Origin of the sequence: Devosia sp. YR412 (genome assembly GCF_900110945.1) — a bacterium.
Lineage (GTDB): Bacteria > Pseudomonadota > Alphaproteobacteria > Rhizobiales > Devosiaceae > Devosia.
On sequence record NZ_FOFL01000002.1, the window covers coordinates 834,118 to 857,568 of the forward strand.

General features: G+C 63.3%; 27 protein-coding genes and 1 other RNA gene. 3 read left to right on the plus strand and 25 right to left on the minus strand.

The window, feature by feature from the left end; translation table 11 throughout:
* Positions 1-17: 17 nt before the first annotated feature.
* From denD to ruvC, 19 genes are all read right to left on the minus strand, one after another.
* Complete coding sequence (denD, locus tag BM045_RS10330; protein ID WP_092182826.1) at positions 18-1,001, minus strand: D-erythronate dehydrogenase; 984 nt, start codon at positions 999-1,001, stop codon at positions 18-20.
* A gap of 111 nt (positions 1,002-1,112) precedes the next feature.
* Positions 1,113-1,883, minus strand: coding sequence for a hypothetical protein (locus BM045_RS10335; protein ID WP_092182828.1), 771 nt, complete (start codon positions 1,881-1,883; stop codon positions 1,113-1,115).
* Between the two features lie 157 nt (positions 1,884-2,040).
* Positions 2,041-3,384, minus strand: a complete 1,344-nt coding sequence (gene glmM, locus BM045_RS10340) for a phosphoglucosamine mutase (RefSeq protein ID WP_092182830.1) — start codon at positions 3,382-3,384, stop codon at positions 2,041-2,043.
* Positions 3,385-3,513: 129 nt separating this feature from the next.
* Positions 3,514-5,442 (minus strand): ATP-dependent zinc metalloprotease FtsH, encoded by a 1,929-nt coding sequence (gene ftsH / locus BM045_RS10345; RefSeq protein WP_092182832.1) that lies wholly within the window; start codon positions 5,440-5,442, stop codon positions 3,514-3,516.
* 171 nt (positions 5,443-5,613) lie between these two features.
* Positions 5,614-6,876, minus strand: a complete 1,263-nt coding sequence (tilS, locus tag BM045_RS10350) for a tRNA lysidine(34) synthetase TilS (RefSeq protein WP_139198769.1) — start codon at positions 6,874-6,876, stop codon at positions 5,614-5,616.
* The gene (ybgF, locus tag BM045_RS10355; protein ID WP_092182836.1) at positions 6,873-7,751 is read right to left on the minus strand and encodes a tol-pal system protein YbgF; all 879 of its coding nucleotides are present in this window, start codon (positions 7,749-7,751) and stop codon (positions 6,873-6,875) included. The genes tilS and ybgF overlap by 4 nt, the downstream gene beginning before the upstream one ends.
* 256 nt (positions 7,752-8,007) lie before the next feature.
* The gene (gene pal / locus BM045_RS10360) at positions 8,008-8,463 is read right to left on the minus strand and encodes a peptidoglycan-associated lipoprotein Pal (protein ID WP_092183227.1); all 456 of its coding nucleotides are present in this window, start codon (positions 8,461-8,463) and stop codon (positions 8,008-8,010) included.
* Between the two features lie 257 nt (positions 8,464-8,720).
* Complete coding sequence (gene tolB, locus BM045_RS10365) at positions 8,721-10,031, minus strand: Tol-Pal system beta propeller repeat protein TolB (protein WP_092182838.1); 1,311 nt, start codon at positions 10,029-10,031, stop codon at positions 8,721-8,723.
* 60 nt (positions 10,032-10,091) lie between these two features.
* Positions 10,092-11,255 (minus strand): hypothetical protein, encoded by a 1,164-nt coding sequence (locus BM045_RS10370; protein WP_092182840.1) that lies wholly within the window; start codon positions 11,253-11,255, stop codon positions 10,092-10,094.
* 9 nt (positions 11,256-11,264) lie between these two features.
* On the minus strand, positions 11,265-11,708 hold the full coding sequence (locus tag BM045_RS10375) for an ExbD/TolR family protein (protein ID WP_092182842.1): 444 nt from the start codon (positions 11,706-11,708) through the stop codon (positions 11,265-11,267).
* Between the two features lies 1 nt (position 11,709).
* Positions 11,710-12,411 carry a protein TolQ gene (tolQ, locus tag BM045_RS10380; RefSeq protein WP_092183229.1) on the minus strand — a complete coding sequence of 234 codons (702 nt, stop codon included), beginning with the start codon at positions 12,409-12,411 and terminating at the stop codon, positions 11,710-11,712.
* Positions 12,412-12,639: 228 nt separating this feature from the next.
* Positions 12,640-13,035 (minus strand): tol-pal system-associated acyl-CoA thioesterase, encoded by a 396-nt coding sequence (gene ybgC / locus BM045_RS10385; RefSeq protein WP_092182844.1) that lies wholly within the window; start codon positions 13,033-13,035, stop codon positions 12,640-12,642.
* The gene (locus tag BM045_RS10390) at positions 13,032-13,841 is read right to left on the minus strand and encodes a metallophosphoesterase (protein WP_092182845.1); all 810 of its coding nucleotides are present in this window, start codon (positions 13,839-13,841) and stop codon (positions 13,032-13,034) included. Before BM045_RS10390 ends, ybgC begins: the two co-directional genes overlap by 4 nt.
* Positions 13,838-14,338, minus strand: coding sequence for an NUDIX hydrolase (locus tag BM045_RS10395; RefSeq protein ID WP_139198770.1), 501 nt, complete (start codon positions 14,336-14,338; stop codon positions 13,838-13,840). The genes BM045_RS10390 and BM045_RS10395 overlap by 4 nt, the downstream gene beginning before the upstream one ends.
* Complete coding sequence (gene ruvB, locus BM045_RS10400; protein ID WP_092182849.1) at positions 14,331-15,371, minus strand: Holliday junction branch migration DNA helicase RuvB; 1,041 nt, start codon at positions 15,369-15,371, stop codon at positions 14,331-14,333. The genes BM045_RS10395 and ruvB overlap by 8 nt, the downstream gene beginning before the upstream one ends.
* Positions 15,368-15,766, minus strand: a complete 399-nt coding sequence (locus tag BM045_RS10405) for a PIN domain-containing protein (RefSeq protein ID WP_092182851.1) — start codon at positions 15,764-15,766, stop codon at positions 15,368-15,370. The genes ruvB and BM045_RS10405 overlap by 4 nt, the downstream gene beginning before the upstream one ends.
* Positions 15,763-16,044: an AbrB/MazE/SpoVT family DNA-binding domain-containing protein gene (locus BM045_RS10410; RefSeq protein ID WP_092182853.1), complete on the minus strand. Its 282-nt coding sequence runs from the start codon at positions 16,042-16,044 to the stop codon at positions 15,763-15,765. The genes BM045_RS10405 and BM045_RS10410 overlap by 4 nt, the downstream gene beginning before the upstream one ends.
* Positions 16,045-16,105: 61 nt before the next feature.
* Complete coding sequence (ruvA, locus tag BM045_RS10415) at positions 16,106-16,723, minus strand: Holliday junction branch migration protein RuvA (protein WP_092182855.1); 618 nt, start codon at positions 16,721-16,723, stop codon at positions 16,106-16,108.
* Positions 16,720-17,226, minus strand: a complete 507-nt coding sequence (ruvC, locus tag BM045_RS10420; RefSeq protein ID WP_092183231.1) for a crossover junction endodeoxyribonuclease RuvC — start codon at positions 17,224-17,226, stop codon at positions 16,720-16,722. Before ruvC ends, ruvA begins: the two co-directional genes overlap by 4 nt.
* A 214-nt stretch (positions 17,227-17,440) precedes the next feature.
* Here ruvC and BM045_RS10425 point away from each other — a divergent pair, with 214 nt between their 5' ends.
* On the plus strand, positions 17,441-18,232 hold the full coding sequence (locus tag BM045_RS10425) for a GGDEF domain-containing protein (protein WP_139198771.1): 792 nt from the start codon (positions 17,441-17,443) through the stop codon (positions 18,230-18,232).
* Between the two features lie 50 nt (positions 18,233-18,282).
* On the opposite strand, the gene BM045_RS10430 is transcribed toward BM045_RS10425, so the two are convergent.
* Positions 18,283-19,029, minus strand: a complete 747-nt coding sequence (locus BM045_RS10430; protein ID WP_092182859.1) for a YebC/PmpR family DNA-binding transcriptional regulator — start codon at positions 19,027-19,029, stop codon at positions 18,283-18,285.
* Positions 19,030-19,157: 128 nt separating this feature from the next.
* Here BM045_RS10430 and BM045_RS10435 point away from each other — a divergent pair, with 128 nt between their 5' ends.
* Positions 19,158-19,466: a DUF1272 domain-containing protein gene (locus tag BM045_RS10435; RefSeq protein WP_092182861.1), complete on the plus strand. Its 309-nt coding sequence runs from the start codon at positions 19,158-19,160 to the stop codon at positions 19,464-19,466.
* Here the strand turns inward: BM045_RS10435 and BM045_RS10440 are convergent.
* The 5 genes from BM045_RS10440 to BM045_RS10460 form a co-directional block, all read right to left on the minus strand.
* A complete protein-coding gene (locus BM045_RS10440; protein ID WP_092182863.1) occupies positions 19,463-20,281 on the minus strand; it encodes a TIGR00282 family metallophosphoesterase in 819 nt (272 codons plus the stop codon). The genes BM045_RS10435 and BM045_RS10440 overlap by 4 nt on opposite strands.
* The gene (locus tag BM045_RS10445) at positions 20,278-20,865 is read right to left on the minus strand and encodes a 5-formyltetrahydrofolate cyclo-ligase (protein ID WP_092182865.1); all 588 of its coding nucleotides are present in this window, start codon (positions 20,863-20,865) and stop codon (positions 20,278-20,280) included. Before BM045_RS10445 ends, BM045_RS10440 begins: the two co-directional genes overlap by 4 nt.
* A gap of 21 nt (positions 20,866-20,886) precedes the next feature.
* A non-coding RNA gene (gene ssrS / locus BM045_RS10450) (6S RNA) lies at positions 20,887-21,044 on the minus strand.
* Between the two features lie 38 nt (positions 21,045-21,082).
* Complete coding sequence (locus tag BM045_RS10455; RefSeq protein ID WP_092182867.1) at positions 21,083-21,370, minus strand: type II toxin-antitoxin system RelE/ParE family toxin; 288 nt, start codon at positions 21,368-21,370, stop codon at positions 21,083-21,085.
* A 3-nt stretch (positions 21,371-21,373) separates the two neighbouring features.
* Positions 21,374-21,637 carry a type II toxin-antitoxin system ParD family antitoxin gene (locus tag BM045_RS10460; RefSeq protein ID WP_092182869.1) on the minus strand — a complete coding sequence of 88 codons (264 nt, stop codon included), beginning with the start codon at positions 21,635-21,637 and terminating at the stop codon, positions 21,374-21,376.
* 111 nt (positions 21,638-21,748) lie between these two features.
* On the opposite strand from BM045_RS10460, the gene BM045_RS10465 reads away from it, so the two are divergent.
* Complete coding sequence (locus tag BM045_RS10465; RefSeq protein WP_092182871.1) at positions 21,749-23,377, plus strand: cation:proton antiporter; 1,629 nt, start codon at positions 21,749-21,751, stop codon at positions 23,375-23,377.
* Positions 23,378-23,451: the final 74 nt, after the last annotated feature.

The window sequence follows — 23,451 nt, forward strand, 5'->3', positions numbered from 1 at the left end:
GTGCTATCGATCCGGCTCTAACCGATGCGGCCGCCCAACTCGTCCTCGATATGGATGCGGATGATGTCGTCGAAACTGGTTTCGCCGACAAAGCCCAGTGCCTTGGCCCGGCTAGCCTCAAAGGCCTGCGGCCAACCGGCGACGATATTGGCGGTGGTCGCGTCTGGCTGGCGACGGATCAGCGCCACGGCGTTTGGTCCGGCCACGCGCTCCAGCGCCGCGATCTGCTCGCCGACTGTCGCCGCAAGGCCCGGCATGGTGAGGTTACGCTGATTGCCCAGCAAGGCTGTATCCATCGCCGCCGCATGCAGCAGGAAACCCACCGCGGCCCGCGGGCTGGCGAACCAGTGCCGCACGGTGTCGGCCACCGGCAACAGCGCCTCCTGCCCGGCCAGCGGTTCGCGGATGATGCCGGAGAAAAACCCCGATGCCGCCTTGTTGGGTCTGCCCGGCCGCACGGCAATGGTCGGCAGGCGAATGCCGACACCATCGACGAAACCGCGCCGGGAATAGTCGGCTAGCAGCAATTCACAGATCGCCTTCTGCGTGCCGTAGCTGGTGAGCGGGGTGTGGTCATGGCTGTCGCCGATCACCGGCGGCAGGGGCTCGCCAAACACCGCGATCGACGAGGTAAAGACCAGCCGAGGCCGATAGGGCTGAGCTATTCCGGCGAGACGGATCGCCTCCAGCAGGTGCCGGGTGCCGTCGAGATTGATGCGATAGCCCTTCTCGAAATCGGCTTCGGCTTCACCGGAGACGATAGCGGCAAGATGAAAGATCAGGTCGGGCCGATCGGCGACCAGTTTCGCCGCGACGTCGGCGTCCGAGAGATCGACCGCAGCGGTCTCGATTGGGATGGATGCTTCGGGCGCCTCTGGCGCGATCACGTCGGCCAGCATCAGGCTTTCGATGGCCGTACCACCCACCTGCCCTGCTGCCAGCAGCTGCTTCACCAGCTTGCGCCCGACCATGCCGGCTGCGCCGATCACCAAGGCCTTCATCCGTTTCCCCTCCAGGCTTTTGCAGCAGCTTAGCGCGGCTATCGTCAGGCGGGGAAATAGAAATCGGCGCCCCTTTGCAGGAGCGCCGATGATTTTCGAACTGGCGATCGCTTAGTTGAAGCGGTAGCGCAGCGAGCCGCGCACTTCATGGATGAAGTTGCTGTCGGCATAGATCAGGTCGGGAACGGCGGCGCCGTTGCTGATCTGGTTGATGTAGATACCGCGGTAGCCGACATCGGCCACAACCGCGCCGAAATCATAGCCAACGCCGACCATGCCGGCAGCGGCAAAGCTGGTGTTGTTGCCCGAGGGGGCTGGCGACGTGCTGGCTGGTGGCGAGGTCAGGTCGACACGGTTGAAGGCCACACCGGCGCCGCCGCCGACATAGGCGAAGGCACCGCCGGCCGCGCCATAGCCCTGGCCGCCAAACGAGAAGTCATAATAGACGTTGGCGAGCGCCAGCGTCGAACGCAGGCGCGCCGTATAGGTACCAGCGCGGGTGCCGAAGGCTGGGCCCTTGATGACGGTCACGCCGTTGTTGTCGAGGTAATCGACAGTGGCGTCGACGCGCAGGCCGGTACCGGTTTCGTAACCAAAGCCAGCGCCGACGCTATAGCCGTAGCCCAAGGTCTGAAACGGGAAGGCGACGGGAACGGTGCCTGCGCCGCCGAACGCGCAGCTGGCGCACTCATAGGCAATCGCGTCGCGGCCGGTCCAGATATTGGCGGCAGCACTGCCGCGCAGATAGAACGAGCCTTCGACGCCATAGTCGACGTCGGGAATTTCAATCACGGGCGGGTAATAGGGGAAATCGGCGGCCAGTGCCGAACCGGCGACAAATGTGGCTCCTGCCACCATGATCGCTGCAAAAAGCTTGCGCATGAAAAACGTCCTTAGGGTTCCACGACACTAGTCGGTTGAGCCCAATATCGAACATTTTCCTTAAAACCTACTTAACCTAACAACTTAACCCTACCAATATCCGAACGCAGTTCTATCCGTTAAGACTTGGTAAACTGCAAGTCACCAGCACGCTGAACTATGCAACGTCTCTGATCGCTGCTTCGATCTGCGAGACGACGATGGAAACCAGGCCAGCATCGTCGGCTTCGCCCATGACGCGAATAACCGGTTCTGTGCCCGAAGCGCGCACCACGAGGCGTCCGCCATTGCCCAGCATGGCTTGGCCATCGGCAATCGCCTGAATGACCTGCTTGTGTTCCAGCGGCTTGCCCGACTTGAACTTGACGCTGCGCAGCAGCTGCGGGACCTTTTCGAAGCGGGCGCAGATTTCCGAAACGCTGCGCTCTTCACTTTTCAGCACGGCCAGCAATTGCAGCGCCGCCACAAGGCCATCGCCCGTGGTGGTGAAATCGGAGAGGATGATGTGCCCGGATTGCTCGCCGCCGACATTGAAGCCCTTGGCCCGCATGGCTTCGAGCACATAGCGATCGCCCACCTGGGTGCGCTCCAGCGTCAGGCCCAGCGAACCAAGGTAGCGCTCGAGGCCGAGGTTGGACATGACGGTGGCGACGATGCCACCACCCTGCAGCATTTCGCGCTCGAGCCAGCTCTGGGCGATCACCGCCATGAACTGGTCGCCATCGACCACTTCGCCCTTTTCATCGACGATGATGACGCGGTCGGCGTCGCCATCCAGCGCAATGCCGATATCGGCGCGCACTTCCTTGACCTTGGCCGACACGGCCTCGGGCGCGGTCGAGCCGACCTTGTCATTGATATTGAAGCCATCGGGCTTGTCGCCAATGGTGAACACCTCAGCGCCAAGCTCCCAAAGGGCCAGCGGCGCAACCTTGTAAGCGGCGCCATTGGCGCAATCGAGCACCACGCGCAGGCCGGCCAGGTCGGCATTCCGCGGCAGGGTGCGCTTGGCATATTCGATGTAGCGGGTGCGCGCTTCCTCGTCGCGGTGCGCCCGGCCAATGCCGCGGCCATGCGCCAGCGAGCCCGACATGTCGCTGTCGATCAGCGCCTCGATCTCTTTTTCGACCTCGTCGCTGAGCTTGTAGCCATCGGGGCGGAACAGCTTGATGCCATTGTCTTCATAGGGATTATGCGAGGCCGAGATCATCACGCCCAGATCTGCGCGCAGCGAACGGGTCAGCATGGCCACGGCCGGGGTTGGCATCGGCCCGAGCAGATAGACATCCATGCCCACGGCGGTGAAGCCGGCGGTCAGCGCCTGCTCCAGCATATAGCCGGAGCGGCGCGTATCCTTGCCGATGACCACGCGGTTGCGGTGATCGCCACGCACGAATTTCTGCCCCGCGGCCATGCCGACCTTGAGCGCCAGTTCGGGGGTCAGCTTGTCGCCATTGGCGAGGCCACGAATGCCGTCGGTGCCGAAATACTTGCGTACCATTGCTGGATGTCCCCTCGTCTGCGCCTGATTTGCCGGCGCGCCGGATAATACCACTTTTGCGCGGCATAACGGAAATTGCGGATAAGCAAAAGGGCCGCCTCGCGGCGACCCTTCAAATCTGTGAATGCCCTAGCTGTTGGGCTGTGGCTCGAGGCCCGGCTCTGGTGGCGCGTCAGGGCGCTTCTTGCCCGACTTGCCGGCCGATGGAACGCCAGTCGCCTTGTTGGACGGGCCGCTGTCATCCGGACGGGTCGGCTGGATGCCGTCCATCAGGGCGCGCAGCTCGTCGCCGGTAAGTGTTTCATATTCGAGCAGTGCCTGGGCAATGGCTTCCCACTGGTCGTGGTAGGCGGTGAGGATATCCTTGGCCGAAGCCTCGCCATCCTCGATCAGCTTGCGCACTTCCTGGTCGATGATGCGAGCGGTGTCATCGCTCATATTGGTCGACTGCGTCACCGAATGGCCCAGGAACACCTCCTGGTCGCTCGACTTGTAGCGGACGCGGCCAAGCTTTTCGCTCATGCCCCATTCCATCACCATCGATCGGGCAAGGCTCGTCGCCATCTGGATATCGCCCGAAGCACCGGAGGTAACCTTTTCCGGACCGAACTTGATGATCTCGGCCTCACGACCACCGAACAGCATGGTGAGGCGCGCCAGCGCCTTTTCGCGGCTGAACGAATAGCTGTCGCTTTCCGGCAGCGTCATCACCATGCCCAGCGCACGACCGCGCGGGATGATGGTGGCCTTGTGGATCGGATCGATGCCGGCAACCTTGAGCGCGATGATGGCATGGCCAGCTTCGTGATAGGCGGTCAGCTTCTTTTCGTCCTGCGACATGGCCATGGTGCGGCGCTCGGCGCCCATCATGATCTTGTCCTTGGCGTCTTCGAACTCGGCATGGGTAACGAAGCGCTTGTTGCGCCGCGCCGCCATCAGGGCCGCCTCGTTGACGAGGTTCATCAGGTCGGCGCCGGAGAAACCGGGCGTACCACGGGCCAGCACCTTGAGATCCACATCTGGCGCCAGCGGCACCTTGCGGACATGAACCTTGAGCACCTTTTCACGGCCCGAGACGTCGGGGTTTGGCACCACGACCTGGCGGTCGAAACGGCCGGGACGCAGCAGGGCGGGATCCAGCACGTCGGGACGGTTGGTGGCGGCGATCAGGATGATGCCTTCATTGGCTTCAAAGCCGTCCATCTCGACGAGGAGCTGGTTGAGGGTCTGTTCGCGTTCGTCGTTACCGCCACCGAGACCGGCGCCACGCTGGCGACCGACGGCGTCGATTTCGTCGATGAAGATGATGCAGGGGGCGTTCTTCTTGGCCTGCTCGAACATGTCGCGAACGCGCGATGCGCCCACGCCGACGAACATTTCCACAAAGTCAGAACCCGAGATGGTGAAGAACGGCACATTGGCCTCGCCGGCAACCGAACGGGCCAGCAGCGTCTTGCCGGTACCCGGAGGGCCGACCAGCAGCACGCCGCGCGGAATACGACCGCCGAGACGCTGGAACTTGCCGGGGTCACGCAGGAATTCAACGATTTCCTCGAGGTCCTGCTTGGCTTCATCCACGCCGGCGACGTCCTCGAACGTCACCTTGCCATGCGACTCGGTCAGCAGCTTGGCGCGCGACTTGCCAAAGCCCATCGCGCCGCCACGGCCACCGCCCTGCATCTGGCGTATGAAGAAGAACCACACGCCGATGATGACGATAAAGGGCAGCCAGGAGCTGAGCAGGATCGACCAGAACGGGCTCGATTCCGGCGCCTGGGCGGTGATCGAAACATTCTTGGCCTCAAGGCGCGAGACGATATCTGTGCCCTGCGGCAGCATGGTCTCGAAGCGCGTAGTGTCGCGCATCGTGCCCGTGACGAGATCGTCGCTGATGATGACGCTGGTGACGCTGCCGGCTTCGACGTCATTGACGAACTGGCTGTAGCTCTTGTCGGCTACGGAGATCGAGCGGGTCGATGACTGGAAGACCTGGAACAGGCCCATCAGCATAAAGAGTATGACCAGCCAGATGGCGAAGTTGCGGAAATTTCCGTTCATCAATCCTGTCCCGGAGAAGGCGGCGCAAGCAGGCGCGGCGCGTGTGCCGAATGTATGTCCGGCATTGGGGCGTTACAAGGGCAAGACCTGCGGCCCTTTGGGCCCTGCGTAAAGGCACAATGTCGCGATTGGGTTAATACGCGGTGGCGAGTCGGAAGGTTCCGCCTGCCCTCAATCGATCAGCAATTGCACCGTGATCCGCTCATCAAACGACCAGCCGCCGAGCGACAGCACGCCGCCGGATGCATCCCGCACGATCGGCGCCGTGCGGATGGCTTCGGCCGGGGCTGTAACCTTGAAGCCGAGGAATTCTTCGAGGCGATGCCGCGGCAGGTAGTCAGCGACGCTGGCGGTGAGGCCGGGATCGTCCGACCCGTTGACGATGCGGAAGCGTTCGTCCCAGACCAGGGTGCCGTGCGGCAAGAGGATCGCATCGGGCGGCAGCGAGCGGCCCGGTTCGCGGGCAATGGCGATGGCGCCGTCCTTGAGGCGGATGACGCAGCCCAGCACCGTCGTCGCCTTGGCGAGGTCGCCGCTGGCAATGCTCTGGCGCAAACGCTCGACCTGCCCCAGCGCGCGCGGCTTCTGCCGTCCGCCGACGATATTGAGCACGCGGCCGAGCAGGCGCGTGGAAATGGCGGGGCTCAAGCCCACAAAGGGCGCCAGCTCGATCCGCGCGGCACCAAAGCCGTCGAGCCGGACGATTTCGGCGAAACAGCCATCGGCCATCTGGGCGATGGCGGCGTCGGCATCAGCAGCGCGTTCGGCGAATTGTGCCAGTGCGGCCGCATCGAGGCCCAGCGCGGCAAGCGCCGGCATGGCCTGCCGCCAGCGGACGCGCTCGTAGTGCGGATCATTATTTGATGGATCTTCGGCGGGCACGAGACCGGCGGCGAGCACAATCTCGCGCAAGGCACTAGGATCAACGCCCAGCAGTGGCCGATGCACCGTCACGCCATGGATGTCAGACACGGCGCTCATGCCCTTGAGACCTTCGAGCCCGCTACCATGCGCCATGCGCATCAGCACGGTTTCGGCCTGATCCTGCCGGTGATGGGCGGTGAGCAGCACCGTCGCGCCATCCTCGGCCATTGCCGACGCCATCAGCCGATAGCGCGCCAGCCGCGCCGCTTCCTGCACGCCGCTGACCGGTTTGGGGCCGGTCCACGCCAAGCCACGCGCCGACAGGCCAAGCGCCTTAGCGGCTTCGAGCACCATGGCGACTTCACCAGCCGCTTCGGGCCGCAAGCCGTGATCGACCGAATAGATATAAATCTGCGGGGGATTGGCGAGGCTTACTGCCCAGCGATGAACCAGCAGCAGCAGCGCCAGGCTATCGGCGCCACCGGAGACGGCGAGGGCGATGGCGGGTTCATCCGCCACCGCCGCGAACAGAGCCTGCAGCTCTGTTGGCGTTTCAAGACCTGGCGTCATGCCGGCGGGCACTCGGCCTTGGTCTTTTCGGCGGCGAGGCGCGCCGCGACGTCCTGCGTCAGGTTAGGATAGTTGGCCGTCACCTGATTGAAGGTGCGGCAGGCCACTTCCCGCTCCCCGGCGCCGGAAATCGAAGCGCCGAGCTTGACCAGCAGTTCAGGCGCCCGATCGCTCTGCGGATCCTTCTGATAGGCATCCAACAAAACATCGGCCGCCTCGTTATAGGCGCCGCGCTGCAGCAGCGCATCGCCAAGGAAATTTGCGGCGTCGGCAGTCTGCGGATTGTCGGGATAAAGCTCGATGAACTGGCTGAACTGATCCTCGGCAAAGGCATAATCGCCCGAGGCCAGAGCTTCATAACCGGCGTTGAACTGCGCATCGGCGTCGGGATTGCCGGTATTGGTCTGGGCGGGATCGTAATTGAGATTGAGCGGCTGGCCGGTCGTCAGGTCAACGCCACCGGTGGAACCAGTGCCCACCAGCGGATCGCCGGAATTGCCGACCTGGTCCATTGGCGCGGCGCTGCCATCGTCAAATGTCGGATCGAATTCCACTTCGCCGGGCAGCGGTTGCACGCCCTGCGCGGGAATATCGGTCATCGGCGGCTCGGTGCTGGTTGTCTGCGGCGCTGCGGCGGGGGCCGCTGCTGCGCCGGAAGTCTGCAGGCGATTCAGGATTTCCTGCAATTGCGTGAGCTGGAAGGTCAGCCCTTCGATCTGCCCATTCTGCACCCGCATCTGCTCTTCGAGCTGCTGGATGCGCACCATCAGCTGCGCACCGTCCTGCGCCTGGGCGACGCGAATGCGCTCGGGCTGCGTATTGGTAAAGGTCAGCCCACCCAGCTCGGCCGGCGGCAGCGGATTGGGGGCAGCCATGCCCGGAATTGTGATCCCGAGTGCCACGGCCAGGGTGCACAACGTCACCCTGCCTGCTCGTGCGATGGACGATAGCTTCAAAGTGACGCCTCCGGTGCCAGACTATGTGGCCCCAACATGGTGCCGATGACGCTGCGGATAAAGGCCAATTTGGTCAAAAAGAAAGCGCCCGGGCCAAATAATGGCTCCGGGCGCTCTTGCCTCCAGTTTGCACTGGATCGCTTCGGTCCCGCCGCAAGGCAGGACCGGTTTTTGATTACTGCACCACGGTGACGGCGCGGCGGTTCTGCGACCAGCAGGAAATGTCATTGCAGATGGCGACAGGACGTTCCTTGCCGAAGCTCTGCGACGTGATGCGCTGCTGGTTGACGCCCTTCGAGACGAGGTAGTTGACCACGATCGAGGCGCGGCGGGCGCCCAGGGCAATGTTGTATTCGCGGGTACCGCGCTCGTCGGCATGGCCTTCGATCATGATGCGGTAGTTCTGGTACTGGTTCAGCCAGGCCGCTTGCTTGTCCAGGGTGGCCGAGGCTTCCGAGGTCAGCGAGCTGGAATCGGTTTCGAAGAACACGCGATCGCCGACCGAGACGAGGAATTCCTGCTGGCTGCCGGGGGCGCCGCCGCCGGGGCCGACATTGCCAACGCCGGTCAGCCCGACATTGTCATTGGGATTGCGGGCACAGGCCGCAATGACCACGACGAAGAACAGCATCGCGGCCGCGCGCAGTGCAGTGTTGATTTGTGCGGTATAGACCACGGTGAGCTCCTGAAAGGCATCAATCTTAAGCACGGCATTTACCGCGCTTAGTCTTAAGACCGGGTTTGTCGGGATGGTTAATGTTGTTCTATCGCGGCGCCAATGTGGCGGAAATCCGGGCTTTTTCGCGGTGATGCAATTGCGCCACAGCGCGGATGACGATCACGTTAAGGTTAAAGGGCGAGGCTGATGCCTCGCCCTTTGGGTCGCGATTAGCTGCGCAGGCCGGACCACGCCGGATCGGATGCATAGCTCTCGGTCGGGATAGTGAGGAGGTTTCGGCCCCAGATATCGACGCTCATCAGTTTCGGGCCGTCATTGCCGCCCGGATCCTGGAAGAACATGATGACTCGGCCGTTCGGCGCCCAGGTCGGGCCCTCGGCATGGAAGCTGGTGTAGAGCATGCGCTCGCCGGTGCCGTCGGGGTTCATCACGCCAATATTGAACTGGCCGCCCGACGCGCGCGTGAAGGCGATGAGATCGCCTTGCGGCGACCAGACCGGAGTGGAATAGCTGCCCTGACCGAAGCTGATGCGCTGGGCATTGCCGCCGCCGGCGCCCATCACGTAAATCTGCGGTGAGCCGCCGCGATCGCTCTCGAACGCGATGCGCGAGCCATCGGGCGAGAAGCTCGGGCCGGTGTCGATAGCCGCGCCCGACGTCAGCTGCACCGGCGAACCGCCGCCTGTGCCGACGGAATAGATATTGGTCGCGCCGCCCTGCTCCACCGAAAAGGCCACGGTGCCGCCATCAGGCGAGAAGCGCGGGGCGAAGGTCATGGCGCCGACATTGGCCAGCTTCTGCTGGCGGCCGGTCGAGAGCTGCAGCAGGTAGACCTGCGGATTGCCCTCGGCAAAGTTCATATAGACCACCATGTCGCCATTGGGCGAGAAGCGTGGGGTCAGCGCCATGGTCGAGCCATCGGTCAGATACTGCGCGTTGGCGCCGTCCTGGTCCATGATGGCGAGACGGCGCACGCGATTGGCCTTGGGGCCGCTTTCGGCGGTGTAGATGACGCGGGTATCGAAATAGCCCGTGCCGCCGGCCAGCGCCACATAGATGGCGTCGGAAATGATATGGCCGACGCGGCGCGAGGAATTGGGATCGGTATTATAGCTCTGGCCGACCACCTGGGCGCCTTGGCGTGTATCCCAGACGCGGACGGAAGAGGAAATGGTGCCGCCGCGCTCGACGGCGCCCATCACCAGCGCATCGACATTGGCGGTGCGCCAGACGTTGAAATCAGGCGTCGCATTGACGTCGCCAACCTGCAGCGGCAGCGAGGCGGGTTCGAGCGGCAGGAACAGGCCGGAGCGGCGCAGGTTGTTGCGCACGATATCGGCGATCTCGCGCCCGAAGGTCGGGTCGGACGACGCAAAGTCCGGCACCGCGATGGGCAGCGGCTGGAAATTGGCGCCTTCCACGGTGATGTTGAGCTGCGCCTGGGCCTGCGATGCGGCCACCAGAGCTGCGCCGCCGGCAAGACCGAGCTTGAGGGCATTGCGCCGGGTGAAAAGGGTCATTTCAGTCTCCAATCCTGCCATTCGCCGGCATTCTGCCATGCAAAGGCGCTGCCAATAAGGTCACGGACGCAACGTGACGTTGATATTCTGCCATTGGTCATAGCTGGCCGCCGACAACATGGTGTAGGGCCCGCAACCGGCCACCGCGCTCACCGCCTTCTGGGCAATGGCGATAGCTTCAACCTGCTGGCTGACCGAAACGATCCGCGGCACATCGGCCAAAGATCCATTCTGGTTGAGGCGCATATTGATGACCACTTCGACGCCACTGGTCTGCTCGTTGGGCAGCAGGTTCCAGCATTGCTTGATCTTGGCCACCAGCGCGCCGATTTCCGTCGTGCTCAGCGTCGCCGAAGTACCGCCCGTATCGCCAAGGGTCGGCGAGCCGCCCTGCCCGGTGGTACCACCAGTGGTCTGGTCGCGATTGATCAGCGCCGAAATATCGTCGGCCAGCTGCGCATCGAGCTGCGGCGTCGGCTGCGGCCGCGTGGTGGGCGTTGGCGTTGGGGTCGGCGTGGGCTGCTGGGCAGCGGCGGCTTGACGCGCCTTCTCTTCTTCTTCGCGCTTTTTGCGCTCGGCTTCAGCGGCGGCGAACTGCTGACGCAGCTGCGTCAGATTGCTCGGGCGCGACGCGGGCGTCGGCGCAGCGACAGTCGGCTCTGCCGGCTCGGGCGCAGGTTCCGGGGTCGGCGTCGGGGTAGGCACCGGCGTTGGCTCGGGTGTCAGTACCGGCTCGGGCGTCGGCTCCGGTTCAGGAGCTGGTTCGGGCTCTGGTGTTGGCGCAGGCGTCGGCCGGGTCGCCGGGGTCGGTGCGACCACAGGCTCTGGCGTCGGCTCGGGGACTGGAGCGGGCTCGGGTTCCGGTTCTGGCGTTGGCTCGGGCTGCACTTCGGGCAGGGCCTGCGGCTCGGGCGCCGAATTGGTCACCGGGGCGGGCGTCGGTATATCGGCAGGCGACGGCGTCGGCTGGTCCTGCTCGGTATTGCCGGTCGGCTGTGCGATTTCGGCCGGCTGGTCATCCTCGACGATCGACGGCGTATCGGTTTCGACCACTTCGCTGTCGAGCTGGCCGGCGCGCAGGCTGGCCACATCGCTGACCGGCACCAGGTCCACGGCAATGGCATTCTCCACCGTCACCATCGGCTCGGCAAAACCGAGGTTGATGAGGCCGATGCAGAGGATCGCGATATGGGCCAGGACCGAGACGATGACGCCGATACGCATGGGCTTGCGCTACTGCTCCGGCTGCGTGATGAGGCCGATCTTGGTGAAGCCTCCAGCCGACAACAGGCCCATGACGCGCATCACCGCGCCATAATTGGCACTGGTATCGCCGCGCAGGAAAATCCGGTCTTCGGCGCCGTTGACGCCGCGGGCGGTCAGTTCAGGAATGAGCTGGCCTTCGGCCACCGGCTCCTGGTCGATATAGACCGCGCCATCCGGCGTGACGCCGACGGTGATCGGATCGGCCTGGTTGGGCAGGGCCGCAGCAGCAGAGCTGGGTAGGTCGAGCGGCACGCCGGCCGTCATCATCGGCGCGGCCACCATGAAGATGATCAGCAGCACCAGCATCACGTCCACCATGGGCGTGATGTTGATTTCACTCATCACCGCTTTCTTGCGGCCGCGACGACGGCGTCCGCCGCCCCCGCCACCCGATGCGACACCCATGCCCATATCAGTGGCTCCGGGCTTCGAGCTGGCGGCTCAGAATGGTCGAGAACTCGTCGGCAAAGCCTTCAAGGCGCCCGGTCAGCTTGCCGGCATCCGCGCTCAGCTTGTTATAGGCGATAACCGCGGGAATAGCCGCGACAAGGCCGATGGCCGTGGCGAACAGGGCTTCGGCGATCGGGCCGGCGACCACGGCAAGGCTGGTATTGGACGAGGCGGCAATGGCGGTAAAGGCATTCATGATGCCCCAGACCGTGCCGAACAGGCCGATGAACGGGCCGGCCGAGCCGACCGTGGCAAGGAAGCCGAGGCGCTTCTCGAGAATGTCGCTTTCACGGGAGATCGCGACATCGAGCACCTTGTCGAGACGCTGCTGCATGCCGGCAAAGCTGGCGGCATTCTGCTCGTGGCTGCGCTTCCATTCCTTCATCGCCGCGACGAAGACGGCGCCGAGGCCACCGGTCGGCTTCTCGGCCTGCTGCTGATACAGCTCTTCCAGCGACTGGCCGGACCAGAATGTGCGCTCGAACTTGTTCATCTCGCTCGTCGTGCGGCGATAGGTGATGGACTTGTCGATAATGATGGCCCAGCACCAGACTGACGCTGCAACCAGGCCGAGCATGACCGACTTGACGATCCAGTCCGCGGCCCAGAACAGGCCCCAGATGGACAAGTCGGCATGAGGGGCGGCTGCCACCGCAGCATCCATGGCTTCCATGTAGTGATCCTTTTCGGCCCGGTCTTTCGCAACCCGACCCCATGCTGAGCCGATGGGGTCGAAATCTGTCAAAATTAAGAGAAATGCCCGGTTGACCGGCCCTTTGCGGACGGACTGACGGACACGTGTTCGCTTTGCCGCAATTATGGTCAAGGAGTGGTTAACAAAGAGAGTCGGTGGAGGTGTGGCGCGATCACGCTTTGTCGAAGGCTGTAAGGCTCAACCGACCTTGAACCGCTCCACGATCACCTTCGGCATCCGCGCCGGGCCGCCGCTGGTCTTGATGGCGACGACTATGACCGTGGCGCGGGTCAGGACCACCTCGCCCCGCAGGATGACCTGATTCAGCGTTAGCCGTGCGCCGGTGATAGCGGCAACCTCAGTGGTGACCGTTAGCAAGTCATCGATATGCGCCGCGCCGTCGAAACTGATCTCCATCGAGCGCACGGCAAAGGCAATGCCCTGTCCGGCGAGTTCAGAATGATGGATACCCTCGTCGCGCAGAAATTCCGTGCGGCCACGCTCGAAGAACTTGAGATAGGCCGCATGATAGACATTGCCGGAAAAATCGGTGTCTTCGTAATAGATGCGGACGGGAAATTGATGCTGGGTCATGCCCGGCCTCCCAGTTCGAGCAGCACGATCTCGGGCGTGGTACCGAAGCGGATCGGCCAGCCGGAATAGCCGAGCCCGGAGGTCACCAACAGGTGGCGTTCGTCCTCGACGATATGGCCATGCACATAGCGGCTGCCAAATTTGGACGGCACCACCGGCGTTCTGCCGAACAGTTTGACCTGCCCGCCATGGGTATGGCCCGACAGCGTCAGCGCCACCCGCGCCGGAACCTGCGGAAAAATATCCGGCTCATGCGCCATCAGCAGGATGGGTTCGTCGGTGCTCACCTGCGCCAAGGTGCCGGCGAGATCCTCGATGCCGAGATCATCGCGATCATAGGACATGCCTTCCCGATGGAAGGCGCGCTGGTCGCCAAGTCCGGCCAGCCAGAAGGCGTGTTCGCCATGGCTGATGCGCTGGCTGCGATTGACATAGGTCTCGACACCCGCCTCCCGCAAAGCCGCCACGGCCACGACCTGCCCGGCGAGTACCTGCTCGCGCGTGTAATGATCATAGTCATGGTTGCCGAACACCGCATGCACACCCAACGGCGCCGACAGCGTTGCGAAGGCGCTGGTCAGTTCACTTGCACTCAGCTCGCGGCTAAAGCGCGGACCGCCGACGTAGTCGCCGAGCAGCAGAATGATATCCGGCGCCAGCGCCTTCGCCTCTTCGCAAATGCTGCGGATTTTCGCCCCATCCATGAACGGACTGCAGGCGTGGAAATCGCTGAGCACCGCTACGCGCAGCGCGAAATCCTGCGGCCAGGCTGGCAGGCTTGGCGCATATGTCGAAACCAGCGTCACGGCGTGTCTTCGCGGAAGATCACATGCTCCGGCACGCCCGACAGCTGGCGCAGCTTTTCGGGCAACCACGCCGGCAGCAGCCGCGCCGCGCTCAGCGCATCGCCCTCAAGATTCAGCCAGGAGAACTGCAGCAGATGGCCCTCATCCTCGCGCACGAGAAAAGGCTGCGGACCACCGGGGCGCACATCGTCGGGCAGCTCGATCGCATAAATGAAACCCAGCTCGTGGAAGCGCTCGCCTTCGCGGCCATAAAAGCTTTCCGAGGTGAACAGCAGCGTGTCGATCTCGGCCACCATCACCATTTCCTCGGCGATCTCGCGCACAAGCGACACATCGCTGGCCTCGCCCATTTCGACGCGCCCGCCCGGCAGCATGCAATAGTCGTCGCCATCCTCTCGGCAGACCAGCACATGGCCATCGCGAATGGCGGCGCCGGCCACGCGATAATTGAACCGCGTGCCGCCGACCGGAAAGCTTAGCATCACCCGTTCAGTCACTTTCCGGCTCCTCGAACAGGCTGGCTTGCAGGCCGACAAAGCCCTGCGGCACGATCCGGCCGAGATGCTGGAACGCCCCGCCGGTCAGCATGCGGCCGCGCGGCGTGCGCTGGATGAAGCCCTGCTGGATCAGATAGGGCTCGACGATTTCCTCGATCGCATCGCGCGGCTCGGACAGCGCCGCGGCAATGGTTTCGATGCCCACCGGCCCGCCATTGTAGAAATCGGCAATCGTCGTCAGATAGCGCCGGTCGAGCTGGTCGAGCCCGCGCGCATCGACATCGAGCCGCAGCAGCGCCTTGTCGGCAATCGCCCGGGTGATTTCGCCCGAACCATCGACAAGCGCAAAATCGGTCACCCGGCGCAAAAGCCGCCCGGCAATACGCGGCGTGCCCCGCGAGCGCCGGGCAATTTCCATCGCCCCATCGGGCGCCATCGGCATGCCGAGCAATCGTGCACCGCGCTGCACGATGAGCACCAGTTCTTCAGGCGTATAGAAATTGAGCCGCACAGGAATGCCGAAGCGGTCGCGCAGAGGCGTCGTCAGCAGGCCCGCCCGCGTCGTCGCCCCGACCAGCGTAAACCGCGCCAGATCGATCCGCACCGAGCGCGCGGCAGGACCTTCGCCGATGATCAGGTCGAGTTGGAAATCCTCCATCGCCGGATAGAGCACTTCCTCGATCGCCGGATTGAGCCGGTGGATCTCGTCGATGAACAGCACGTCGCGATCTTCGAGATTGGTCAGCAGCGCCGCGAGATCACCCGCCTTGGCGATCACCGGGCCGGAGGTGGCGCGAAATCCGACACCCAGCTCCTTGGAGATGATCTGCGCCAGCGTGGTCTTGCCCAGGCCCGGCGGGCCGACGAACAGCACATGGTCCAGCGCGGCCCCACGCTGCTTGGCTGCCTGGATGAAGACCTCCAGATTGGCTCGCGCCGCGGCCTGGCCGACAAATTCGGAAAAGCCGGACGGGCGCAGCGCCACATCCAGCGGCTCATCGCGTCCGGCGGCAGGAGAAGTCAGGTCGGTCACGCGAGCAATTCCATTCCGGGTATGCGTTTAGCGGCGTCTTTGTCAAACGTGACGGTGGTAGTGCAGCCGCTTCTTCGGTTGATTTCCGCGATCAACAGATCGGCCAGATCGACCTTGCTATTGGCGTAATGCGGCAGCGCCTCCCTCACCACGTCATGCGCCTCGACAACGATATCCGCTGTATCCAGCATACGTTCAAGCACAAGGCTAATGCGATCTCGACCATACTTGTAAGCCTGGCCCAGAGCCCAAACCAGTTCGACAATCACCACCAGCGAAATATGCGCAGGGTCACCTGTCGAACGATTGGCGAAGAATTCTGTGACAAGGGCGTTTTGATTCGGATCGTCTTGTATGAACAGTCGGAGCAGAACGTTGGTATCAACGCCGATCATCTTTTGAGCGACCGCATCACACTCCGTGCCGCTGCCTCTGCTATGCCGGCGTTGATCTCTTCTATGCTGACAGGACCAACGGGAGACGGCGCCAGAATTCCGGCCAGATCAACCGCCCGCAAGGTCCGCGGTTTCACAATGGCCTTGCCGTCTTCGATGATCCACTCAACCTGCGCGCCTTCACTCAGGCCGAGAACGTCCCGCACTTCCTTGGGCACAGTGGTCTGACCTTTACTGGTCATGGTCCCAAGCAATCTCTTCCTGATTGAAATAGACATTACCACACCTCAATTCCTTACCTTCTAGAATAGTAAGGAATTGAGGCAATTGCAAGGAGCCTTACTGGCTCAGCTCCCGCAAGCCCAGCCGGATCAGCTTCTCGGTTGGCACGCTGTCACCCTCGCGCGCCACGATCCGCGACAGCGCCGCCGAAGCCTGCGCGCTGGAATAGCCGAGATTGGTGAGTGCCGAGACGGCATCGGTGATGGCCGAGGGTGCGACACCCTCACCCAGCGCCGCCTGAAGGCCGAGCGTACCCGCGTCGATCCCCGGCCCGGCCGGGACCTTGCCCTTGAGTTCGGTCACCAGACGCACGGCCAGTTTCGGCCCAACGCCATTGGCACGGCCGATCATTGCCTTGTCCTGCAGCGCGATGGCACTGGAGAGTTCGGCCGGCGACAGCACCGAAAGAATGGCCAGCGCCACGCGGGCGCCGACGCCCTGCACGGTCATCAACAGATTAAACCAAGCCTTTTCACCCTCGCTGGAAAAACCATAGAGGCGGATCATGTCTTCGCGCACGATGGTTTCGATGAACACCACGGCCGCCTCGCCAACGCGTGGCAGGGCCTGCAATGTGCGCGACGAGGCAAAGGCCTCGTAGCAGACGCCGCCGCAGTCGATCAGCACGTAGTCATCACCAAAGCTGTCCACCAGCCCCTTGAGCTTGCCGATCATGCGAGTGCTTTCAATCTCTGGTTGGCGACGCGGTGATGCGCGTGGCAGATGGCGATGGCCAAGGCATCGGCCGCATCGGCGCCCTTGAATTCGGCCAGCGGCATCAGCGTCTTTACCATTAGCGCCACCTGCCCTTTTTCGGCGTGGCCAGAACCGACCACCGACTTCTTGACCAGATTGGCGGCATATTCCGCGACCGGCAGGCCGCGCGCCGCCGGCGTCAGCAGCGCCACGCCGCGAGCCTGGCCCAGGATCAGCGCCGAACGCATGCCGGCATTGACGAAGGTTTCTTCCACGGCAGCCTCATGCGGGGCAAAACGATCGAGCACTTCTCCAAGCCCTGTGAACAAGATAGCCAGACGCTCGGCCAGCGATCCATCGGTCGGCGGCGTGAGGGTGCCAGCGCCGATAAAGGTCAGCCGATTGCCCTGGGTTTCGATAATGCCCCAACCGCAGCGGCGCAGGCCCGGATCGATGCCAATGATTCGCGTTACAAGGCTCATGCGCCCATCCTTATTCAAGCGGATGCAGCCTACCAAGCGCCAAGTGAACAAATAGGCAACAAGCCCGATGGATAAACGAGGATGCATAAATTTGTCACCCAGCGCGCAACACCATCTTTAAGTGGTTACCCCTAGCGTCTCCGGCGGGAATGCAGGAGCGGTAAATGACTGAGCGACGCAAGGATTCGGCCGGGCAAAACCGGCACGGCATGGCTTGCGCGAGCATCACCCGATGATGCCGTCCAAGACTTTGACCGCCCTGCAAAGCTGGGCCAGCATTGCGCGCTGGACCGTCTTCGGCACTCTCGCCTGCGTGCTGGTGTCGCTCGCCTTTAACACGGTGTATTTCCGCGATCTGGGCGAGCCGGCCTTGCAGCGCTCGCTGGTCAGCGCCACCGTGCTGCCGATCCTGCTCGGCGTGCCCTTCTTCCTCTATACCGGCCTGCGCGTGCGCGGCCTCACCATCACCAATCTGCGGCTCGGCCTCGTCGCCCGCACCGATAGCCTCACCGCCTGCCTCAACCGTGGCGCTTTCACCGCCAAGGTCACGACTCAATTGGCGCGACGCTCACGCGGCGCCCTGCTGATGATCGACGCCGACAATTTCAAGGCGATCAACGACGTCTATGGCCATGATGCAGGCGACGAGGCGCTGACCATCATCGCCCGCTCGATCCGCACCATGCTGCGGGCCGGCGATCTGGTTGGTCGCATGGGGGGCGAGGAGTTCGGCGTCTACCTGCCCGATGTCGACCAGATGTCAGCCGAGGCGATCGCCGAGCGTATCCGCCGTGCGGTCAATCTGGCCGGTTTCGCCCCCGAGGGCCAGCAGCGCCCGCTTGCCGTCAGCATTGGCGGCGTCGCCTTCGACCGGGCGGCCAGCTTTTCCGAACTGTTCCGCATTGCCGACCAGCGGCTCTATGGCGCCAAGGAGACCGGCCGCAATCGCGTGATGGTCGTGCACCGCGACGACCATCCGGTCATCGCCCTCAAGCGCAGCGCGTGAAAAAGGGCGGCGCCGCAGCACCGCCCTGATCACATCGTCGTCGCCTGAAATCAGGCTTCGAGCTTGGCGGCGTCTTCGTCGCTCATCTCGAAGTTCGAATAGACGTTCTGCACGTCATCGTCTTCTTCGAGCGTGGCGATCAGCTTCATCAGCGAAGCGCCCTTTTCGGCATCGATCGGCGTATTGGTCTGCGGCTTCCATACGGCCTTGACCGATTCGGCCTCGCCTAGCAGCTTTTCCAGCGCGGCGGCGACATCGACCATCGCCTCGAATGAGGTGGTGAAATAGTGGCCTTCTTCGTCGCTTTCGACGTCGTCGGCACCGGCTTCCATCGCCGCTTCCATCATCTTGTCTCCGCTGCCGGCCTTTGCCGCATAGGTGATCTCGCCAACCTTGTCGAACATGAAGCCGACCGAATTGGTTTCGCCCATGGCGCCACCGCTCTTGGAGAAGTAGGAGCGGACGTTCGACGCGGTGCGATTGCGGTTGTCGGTCAGCGTCTCGACAATCAGCGCAACGCCGCCGGGGCCGTAGCCCTCGTAGCGGATTTCGTCATAGTTTTCGCCGTCATTGCCCATGGCCTTCTTGATGGCGCGCTCGATGTTATCGCGCGGCATCGACAGGGCACGCGCATTGGCCACGGCAAGCCGCAGGCGCGAATTGAACGCTGGGTCAGGCATTCCCAATTTGGCAGCGACGGTGATTTCGCGCGCGAGCTTGGAAAATACCTTGGAGCGCACCGCGTCGGACTTGCCTTTGCGGTGCATGATGTTTTTGGCGTGTGAATGGCCGGCCATCGGTCACTCCCCTCATGTCAAGAATGCTGGATTGGTGGCGCGTTATAGGCAAGCCCGCGGCAATTGTGAAGCGGGACTGGTGAGGCAGACCATGTCATGCCACAACCGATGCATTATCGGAGACTGCCGTGCTCGAACTCAGACCCAATTGCGAATGCTGCGACAAGGACCTGCCGCCCGCCGCGACCGAGGCCCGCATCTGTTCCTATGAATGCACCTTCTGTGCCGATTGCGTGGACAATATCCTGCACAATGTCTGCCCCAATTGCGGTGGCGGTTTCGTGCCGCGGCCAATCCGCCCGGTGGGTGAATATCGCCAGGGCGACAGCCTCGCCATCAGCCCGGCCGGCACCAAGCGCCGCCACCTGCGCTTCACGCTGGACGAGGTTGCCGCCTTCAGCGTCACGTTGCGCGAGACGCCGCCGGAACAGCGCTAGTCGAAGATCGGCTCGGCCTGGGCCAGCGATCCACCGATGCGCAACGGCAGCACCTTGACGGCCAAGCCGGTGCGCGGATCGGTCTGCACCGCCACGCCGCAGAGCGTCGCCTCGCCCTCGGCCGGGGTGAAGCGGCCATTGGGAACGCCGGTGAGAAAGCGATTAAGCGGCTCGTCGCTTTCAGTGCCGATGATCGAATCGAAATCGCCGCACATGCCCGCATCGGCCATCAGCGCCGTACCACCGCGCAGCACGCGATGATCGGCGGTCGGGATATGGGTGTGGGTGCCGACGACCAGGCTTACCTTGCCATCGAGAAACACGCCCATGGCCTGGATTTCGGAGGTCGCTTCGGTGTGGAAATCGACGATGATCGCATCGGCCTGCTCGCCCAGCGGGCAGGCTGCCACCGCGGTCTCGACGGCGCGGAACGGATCATCGATCGGCGGCATGAACACCCGGCCCTGCGCATTGATCACCAGCACGCGGTGACCATTGCGGCCCTCGACGAACATCGCGCCACGCCCCGGCGTACCGGGCGGCATGTTGATCGGGCGGATCAGAGTGGTCTCGCGCTCGATATAGCTCAGCGCCTCGCGCTGGTCGAAGGCATGATCGCCAAGCGTGACGATATCGGCGCCGGCGTTGCGGATGGCGTTGAAATGCGCCTCGGTCAGACCCTTGCCATGGCTGGCATTCTCGCCATTGACCACGACAAAATCAAACTTGTAGCGCTCGATAATGCCCGGCAGGCGCTCGGTTACCGCGTCACGGCCGGAGCGGCCCATGACGTCGCCCAGAAACAAAAACCTCATGCCGGCTGGCCGAAGTGGCGGATACCGGCCTCGGTAATCACGGCGTCGAGCGGCACGTCATGCGCCTCGCGCGGAATCCGCTTCAATTCCTGGGCGGCATAGGCAAGTCCGATCAATTTAGGTCTTTTCTTGAGTTTGGCCAGGGTGCGGTCGTAATAGCCGCCACCGTAGCCGAGACGGGTGCCGAGCTTGTCAAAACCCAGCAGCGGCATCAGCACCACATCGGGTTCGGCCTTGGGCGCCAGCTCAGACGGTGCCAGCGTGCCGAAACCGGATTCATAAAGCGAGGCACCCTGCTCCCAGACCCGCAGGTCGAGCGGCTCATCGGCACCGAGCACCACGGGCAGCACAACGGTCTGATTGTCATCCATCAACTTGACGAGAATGGGCTGGCAATCCACCTCGTCGCGGATGCGCCAATAGGCGGCCACGACGTCGGATTGTTGCAGAGCGATGCCATGGAAAAAGTGCCGGGCGACAGCTGCGGCGGCTTCGGCACGCTCGCCGAAATCGAGGGCGGCACGAGCGGCACGGGCGCGGAGGCGCAGCGCCGCCTTGGCTTCCTCGATCATCTCGTCAACCATGCGCGCCGCTGCCTGCCTGAAATTAGGGCCACCCTGGCCGTGGGATATGCGATCCCGGGAACCTACTTACGTAGGTGGGCGCCGTATGTCCAAACCCACGGGTCTGGTCAGGGACAGCTCCCTAGAGATCGATTAAGGCCCCGGGGATATTGTTATCCTCACGCGCCGGGCAGCACGGGATATATAGGCGCTTTGTGGGCGGCTGCAAAGTGTGGAGTTAGAGCAGTTCGAACCAATCCTGCAGGCCGTGTAATACGCGGAGGATGACCACATCCTCGTTCTCTTTGATGTAAATGATGTTGTGAAAACCGCAGGGCATAAGCCGAACCTCGCTCTGCGCGGCCTGCCGAAGCGACGCCATATATGGCATGGCGGCCAGTTGATCGAACATATCCAGCAGCTTTACCGTATATTTCCGGGCGTGGTGATCGCCAAAATTGAGCAACCCGTCTTCTGCAATGTTCTGCAGGTCAATGGCGGAGTTTTCAACGACGATCCAAGCCATTGACTAGGCCGATTTTCGCGCTTCGACAGCCGCCCTCGCGCGAGACATAACGCGCTCCAGCAGTTCATCGCGAGTAATCTCCACCCGTCCGCTCGCCAGCGCCTCATCCACCATGTCCTGCAGCTTCTGCCGCGCCTCGGCCCGTTCCTGGTCGCGCCGGACCAGGTCGCGCACATAGTCGCTGCTATTGCCATACCGCCCGGTGGCAACCTGCTCTTCCACCCATTGCTTCATCTGGTCCGGCAGGGAAATATTCATCGTGGCCATGGCTGATCTCCTTCCCGGCCAATTTACGCCTCTTGGCAAACTTTGCCAAGCGCAGCCGCTTGCCGTGGCCCGGGACTGACGCCACAATCGCGCGCGCCGTGGAGCCCCAGCATGTTCGCCCAGATCCTCATCGTCATGATCGTCGCCATTGCCATCACGGCGCTGGCCGAGCGGCGCAATGTGCAACCGGCCCTGCTGATCGCAATCGTCGGCCTCGTCGCCTCCTTCATTCCTGGCATGCCACGGCTGGAACTGGAGCCAGAGGTGATCCTCGGCGTGGTGCTGCCGCCGATGCTGTTCTCGGCGGCCAGCGACTTTTCCTTTTCGAGCTTTGCCCAGCGCATGGGCTCCATTGTCAATCTCGGCGTCTTCATGGTCTTCGGTACCACGGCTGTAGTCGGCATTGTCGCCGGCACTGTCGTGCCCGAAATCGGCCCGGCCGCCGCCATCGTGCTCGGCGCCGTACTAGCGCCACCCGATGCCGTCACCGCCATTACCATCGGCCGCAAGGCCGGCCTGCCGGTGGCGCTGATGACCGTGCTCAAGGGCGAAAGCCTGATCAATGACGCCGCTGCGCTGACGCTCTTCACCGTCGCCGTGGCCTCGGCGGCCGGCCGGCACGCCTTCATCGACAATACGGCCCTCTACTTCGTCTATTCCGCCGTCGTCGGTCTACTGTTGGGCCTGCTGATCGGCAATCTCGCCGCGCTGGCCCGCCGCAAGCTGGGCAATCCGTCGCTCTCCACCGTGGTTTCGGTCATCGTACCTTTTGCCGCCTACCTCGTGGCCGAGGAACTGCATGCCTCCGGCGTCCTGGCCGTGGTCATGGCTGGCTTTACGCTGGGGCATCACTCGGCCGAGTCCGGCTACGAAGAGCGCATCCAGGAGCGCCAGTTCTGGCGCACCGTCGACACTCTGCTCGAGACTTTCGTCTTCGCCTATATCGGCCTTCAGTTGCGCTTCGTCATCACCGATGCGGTCGACGCCGGCTATGACATGCTGCAGCTGGCTTTTGGCGCCCTGGCGATTTTCCTCGCCATCGTCGCCATTCGCTTTGTCTGGGTGTTTGGTACGGCGGCCATTGCCCACCAACGCCGCAGATCGGCGGCCCGCAAGCCGCTTCGTATACGCCGTCCCGGCCGCCGCGAGCGGCCGCCCTCGCCACCGCCCCTGAGCTGGAAGGAAAATGTCGTCCTCTCCTGGACCGGCATGCGCGGCGTGGTGACACTGGCCGCCGCCTCCGGCGTACCGCTGATCACCGCCACCGGCGAGGACTTCCAGGGCCGCGAGGCCATCCTCGCGCTGGCCTTCCTCGTCACCATCGCCACGCTGCTGATCCAAGGCCTGACGCTACCCTGGCTGATTGCCCGCCTCGACCTGACCAATCCGCAGGATGCCCTGCATCTGGCCAAGCAGCACGAGCGCGCCGTCAAGATCGCCGACCAGGCCAATGTGGAAGCCCTGGCCGCCTATCGCGCCAGCCATGACTCGCCGCAATCGCGCAAGCTGGTCGACGTCATGGCCAAGCGCGTCGGCAAGATCGACGCGGCCGAAACGCCGGCCACCAAACTGGTCGACCGGAACGAGGCGATGGCATTGGGCCAGATCCTGCTCGAAGCGCGCCGCAAAAAGCTCATCGCGGCACGCGATTCCCGCGAGCTCGACGATGAAGTGCTGCGCGAGATGCTCGAGCAGATGGACGTGGAACAGGCCTTCATGGACAGCATCAGCCGGGACTAAACGCCTGTCGCGGCCTGATCTAATATGATTTGACAAGTCATCTTTGCCAGCGGTAGCACTATGGACGCCGGAAA

Bases quoted from the DNA above. Each gene is read 5' to 3' on its own strand.
- denD (WP_092182826.1), bottom strand. From the start codon at position 1,001: ATGAAGGCCTTGGTGATCGGCGCAGCCGGCATGGTCGGGCGCAAGCTG.
- BM045_RS10335 (WP_092182828.1), bottom strand. From the start codon at position 1,883: ATGCGCAAGCTTTTTGCAGCGATCATGGTGGCAGGAGCCACATTTGTC.
- glmM (WP_092182830.1), bottom strand. From the start codon at position 3,384: ATGGTACGCAAGTATTTCGGCACCGACGGCATTCGTGGCCTCGCCAAT.
- ftsH (WP_092182832.1), bottom strand. From the start codon at position 5,442: ATGAACGGAAATTTCCGCAACTTCGCCATCTGGCTGGTCATACTCTTT.
- tilS (WP_139198769.1), bottom strand. From the start codon at position 6,876: ATGACGCCAGGTCTTGAAACGCCAACAGAGCTGCAGGCTCTGTTCGCG.
- ybgF (WP_092182836.1), bottom strand. From the start codon at position 7,751: ATGGCTGCCCCCAATCCGCTGCCGCCGGCCGAGCTGGGTGGGCTGACC.
- pal (WP_092183227.1), bottom strand. From the start codon at position 8,463: ATGCTGTTCTTCGTCGTGGTCATTGCGGCCTGTGCCCGCAATCCCAAT.
- tolB (WP_092182838.1), bottom strand. From the start codon at position 10,031: ATGACCCTTTTCACCCGGCGCAATGCCCTCAAGCTCGGTCTTGCCGGC.
- BM045_RS10370 (WP_092182840.1), bottom strand. From the start codon at position 11,255: ATGCGTATCGGCGTCATCGTCTCGGTCCTGGCCCATATCGCGATCCTC.
- BM045_RS10375 (WP_092182842.1), bottom strand. From the start codon at position 11,708: ATGGGCATGGGTGTCGCATCGGGTGGCGGGGGCGGCGGACGCCGTCGT.
- tolQ (WP_092183229.1), bottom strand. From the start codon at position 12,411: ATGGATGCTGCGGTGGCAGCCGCCCCTCATGCCGACTTGTCCATCTGG.
- ybgC (WP_092182844.1), bottom strand. From the start codon at position 13,035: ATGACCCAGCATCAATTTCCCGTCCGCATCTATTACGAAGACACCGAT.
- BM045_RS10405 (WP_092182851.1), bottom strand. From the start codon at position 15,766: ATGATCGGCGTTGATACCAACGTTCTGCTCCGACTGTTCATACAAGAC.
- BM045_RS10410 (WP_092182853.1), bottom strand. From the start codon at position 16,044: ATGTCTATTTCAATCAGGAAGAGATTGCTTGGGACCATGACCAGTAAA.
- ruvA (WP_092182855.1), bottom strand. From the start codon at position 16,723: ATGATCGGCAAGCTCAAGGGGCTGGTGGACAGCTTTGGTGATGACTAC.
- ruvC (WP_092183231.1), bottom strand. From the start codon at position 17,226: ATGAGCCTTGTAACGCGAATCATTGGCATCGATCCGGGCCTGCGCCGC.
- BM045_RS10430 (WP_092182859.1), bottom strand. From the start codon at position 19,029: ATGGCCGGCCATTCACACGCCAAAAACATCATGCACCGCAAAGGCAAG.
- BM045_RS10440 (WP_092182863.1), bottom strand. From the start codon at position 20,281: ATGAGGTTTTTGTTTCTGGGCGACGTCATGGGCCGCTCCGGCCGTGAC.
- BM045_RS10445 (WP_092182865.1), bottom strand. From the start codon at position 20,865: ATGGTTGACGAGATGATCGAGGAAGCCAAGGCGGCGCTGCGCCTCCGC.
- BM045_RS10455 (WP_092182867.1), bottom strand. From the start codon at position 21,370: ATGGCTTGGATCGTCGTTGAAAACTCCGCCATTGACCTGCAGAACATT.
- BM045_RS10460 (WP_092182869.1), bottom strand. From the start codon at position 21,637: ATGGCCACGATGAATATTTCCCTGCCGGACCAGATGAAGCAATGGGTG.
- BM045_RS10465 (WP_092182871.1), top strand. From the start codon at position 21,749: ATGTTCGCCCAGATCCTCATCGTCATGATCGTCGCCATTGCCATCACG.